The sequence below is a fragment of the Marinomonas vulgaris genome (genome assembly GCF_018145875.1).
Classification (GTDB): domain Bacteria; phylum Pseudomonadota; class Gammaproteobacteria; order Pseudomonadales; family Marinomonadaceae; genus Marinomonas; species Marinomonas vulgaris.
In genome coordinates this window covers 1-3,806 of sequence record NZ_JAGSSV010000050.1, presented here as the reverse complement: position 1 = coordinate 3,806, position 3,806 = coordinate 1, and the positions used below count along the sequence as shown (strand labels likewise).

Annotated in this window: 1 protein-coding gene; it reads right to left on the bottom strand. The window is 53.0% G+C overall.

Annotated elements, in window-relative coordinates:
• A partial coding sequence (locus tag J9B83_RS15585) for a beta strand repeat-containing protein (RefSeq protein WP_236037357.1) occupies positions 1–3,806 on the bottom strand: 3,806 nt, incomplete at both ends.

The window sequence follows — 3,806 nt, the reverse complement described above, 5'->3', positions numbered from 1 at the left end:
GCGGCGTCCGTGGCCACCACGCTGTAGTCGTAAGTGCCTTGTGGCAAGTCCGCGCTAGGCGTGTAGCTCCAGCTCGTACCACTCACTACCGCATCGTATTCACTGCCATTCAGTTTGATTATTACCGTTGAACCAGCCTCCACCGCCCCCGTTAAGGTCGGTGTGGTGTCGCTGGTAATGCCATCGCTGTTGGTGCCCGTGGTGTTACGCGTATCACGGCTGTCGCTGGCCGTGGCCAAGTCAGTCGTTAGGGTCGTAGGGGCCGTGGTGTCGACGGTAAAGCGGTCGCCACTGAGCGTGGTGGTGTTGCCCGCCACGTCGGTCGCTTTGACGGTGTAATTTTGCTCGCCTTCGCTCAGCGCTTCACCCGCTGGTACGCTAATGCTCCAGTTACCTTCGCCGTCCGCTTGCGTCTCGTAAGTCTCGCTTGTGCTAGACAGGGTCACCAGGATCGCTGCATTGGCGTCCGAGGTGCCTTTCAAGGTCGGCGTGGTGTCATTGGTCAAGTCGTCACTGTTCGACACGCCGCTGTCGCTCTCTGCCGCCAAAGCACTGGTGACCTCTGGGTCGGTGGTGTCTACCGTGATAGCGCGACTGAGGGTGCTGATGTTGCCCGCAGAGTCTTGCGCCTCAATGGTGTAATTGAGCGTGCCATTGGCTGGCAGGGTTTCGCCTGCCTGTAAGGTGTAGTTCCAGGTGGTGCCGGTCACGATCGCTTGGTATTCGCCGCCGTTGATCTTCAGGGTAACTTTGGCACCCTCTTCTACCGTGCCTTCAAACGTCGGTAGGCGATTATTCGTGATGGTGTCGGTTTCATCACGACCTGTGTCGTTAGTCGCATCGGCTTTTAAACCACCGGTTAACGGCGTGGGGTTGCTTGTATCCAGCGTCAGTGTGCCGGTCACTGGCGTGGCGGTATTGCCCGCGTAATCCACGGCGCTGATGGTGTAGTCGTAATCTGTACCGCTCTCTGTATCACCGCTCGTGTCGGTTAAAGCGTCAGACTCAGGAACGGTGATCGACCAGGTGGTTTGACCTGCGGCGACCGTGGTGCTGTAGGTTTTTTCATTGATCAACACTGCCACCACGGTGCCCGCTTCCGCCGCACCGGTGAAGGTCGGGGTGGTCTCGTTGGTGATGTTGTCGCTGTCGCTGAAGCCATTGTCGCTGTCGGCGTCCAGACGGCCACTTAACGTCGCCACCAAGTCCAATTCAAACGTATCACTGATTTGTTTGGTATTGCCCGCCACATCTTGTGCGGTGAGGGTGTAGTCGTAGTCGCCTGCTGTGGTCAGTGCCGCATCAGGGGTGATGCTCCAGTTGCCATCGCCATCCACGGTGACGGTTGTGTTTTGACCATCTAAATTCAGCGTAACTTTAGACCCCACTTCGCCCGTTCCCGTGAAGGTCGGCGTGGTGTCATTGGTGAGTTTGTCAGAATCGCTGGTGCCGGTATCGCTGTTCGCATCCAAGCCACCGGTGAAGTTTTCAGGATCGGTAAGGTCGATCGTTGCTGTGCCGGTGTCGGTCGCAACGTTACCCGCCACGTCGGTCGACGTAATGGTGTAGCCATGATCGCCTTCTGGCAAGGCATCCGTCACGTCTACCGACCAATTACCGTCGGTACCGATGGTGGTTTCGTAGTCTTGGCTGTTGATCGTCAGAACCAGTGTCGCGCCTGCTTCGCCTGTGCCGTTAAAGGTCGGCGTGGTGACGTTGGTGATTTCGTCGGTGTTCAAGAAACCTTTGTCACTGTCCGCGCTCATGGCGCCAGTGACAGTGGTGGTGGTATCGACGGTGAAAGCGAAATCTGTCATGGTGGCGATGTTACCCGCCACATCAGTCACATAAACCGCCACGGCTTTTACGCCATCGGCTAGTTCTGGGTAAGTCACACTCCAAGTACCGGCGTCAGACACATCAACAGTACGAACTATGTTGTCTACTTTTAAAGTAACCGTTGAACCAGCTTCCGCTGTACCCTCAAATGTTGGCGTTTTATCGTATGTAACCTTATCGGTTAAGCTAGAACCTGTGTCACTACCAGATGCCAAACCGATAGCAAAATCCTGCGTCGGCGCAACATTGTCTATTTCGATGCTGCCAGTTGCCGTCGCTGTGTTGCCCGCTAAATCCGTCGAGCTAATGGTGTAGGGTTTTGTGCCATTGCTCAGTGTATCTGTAACAGTCGCCGTCCAATTGCCAGACTCATCCACAATCGCGGCATAAGTATTACCGCCAATAACTAAACTGACCGTCGCGCCGATCTCTGCGATGCCGTTAAAAATTGGCTTGGTCGCATTGGTAATGTCGTCGTCATTTTCACTGCCGCTGTCACTAGCGCTGCTTAATCCACCTGTCACACTGGTTTGTGTGTCAACCGTAAAGCTGCCCGTTACTGCACTGGTGCTGTTTCCGGCTGCATCGGTCGCAACAGCGGAGAAGCTTTGCTCCCCTTGAGACAAGGCCGTTGTAACCGTGATAGACCAGTTCCCACTGGCATCCACATCGGTAACATACTGGCTACCAGCAATGGATACGCGAACATGACTGCCCGCTTCACCTGTGCCTGATATAACCGGCTTGGTCTCTTTGGTGATATTGTCTGTATCAGAGGAACCTGAATCAGAACCCGCAGCAAGGCTAGCTGTAAAATTCGTTGGAGCTGTCGTATCAATGTTAATATCGCCAGTGATTTCATTGACATTACTGGCCAAATCCGTTGCCGTCACACTGTAATCGTGCTTTCCATCACTTAACGCGTTAGTCACCTTGACGGTCCAGTTACCGTTGTCTTGAACAGAAGCTAGGTAAGAATGACCGTCAATGGTTAATTCAACCACAGCACCAGGTTGGGTGGTGCCATTAAAGATTGGGGTGGTGAAATTCGTCAAATCATCAGTATTCGAATCACCAGAATCTGACGCCGCAGACAATGTCGCTGTCAAATCAGGCGCTTCGGTGTCTATGGTAATGTCACCATCAATAGTCGCTTCGTTACCAGCAGGGTCTGTCGCGATTAAAGTATAGCTGTAATCACCATCAGTCAGTTTACTGGCAAATGGCACGCTAACAGACCAGTTACCTGATTCTGTTACCGTCGCATTGTAAATACTGTTGTTAATATCAATTTTGACCGATGAACCAGGTTCAACCACGCCAGTAAAGGTAGGGGTTGAATCGTTGGTAATACTGTCCGGTGCCCCCGAATCTGAGCTGGAAGCAAGTGCTCCTTGGAAAGGCGACGGTGCGTCTAAATCTAGCGTCAATGAGTCGCTAATTTGTGTGGCTTGGTTACCTGCGGCATCATATGCATCTATGGTGTAAGCGTATGTTGTGCCATTAAGATCATCAGTTAATGGCTGATCAACGGTTACTGTCCAGCGACCATTCGCCGCAGCAGTTGTGGTGTAATCGCGACTATTAATGGTGACGACTACTGTAGCCCCAGCATCAGAAGAACCACTAAACGTCGGCGTCGCGTCATTGGTTAAATCATCACTAAAAGACGAACCTGAATCGCTTGTGTAATCCAAACCACCGGTCAAAACAATGCTGTTATCTAATTCAAAAGCACCGCTAATTTGTTTGGTGTTACCCGCCACATCTTGTGCGGTGAGGGTGTAGTCGTAGTCGCCTGCTGTGGTCAGTGCCGCATCAGGGGTGATGCTCCAGTTGCCATCGCCATCCACGGTGACGGTTTTGTTTTGGCCATCTAAATTCAGGGTGACTTTGGAACCCACTTCGCCCGTTCCGGTGAAGGTCGGCGTGGTGTCATTGGTGAGTTTGTCAGAATCGCTGGTGCC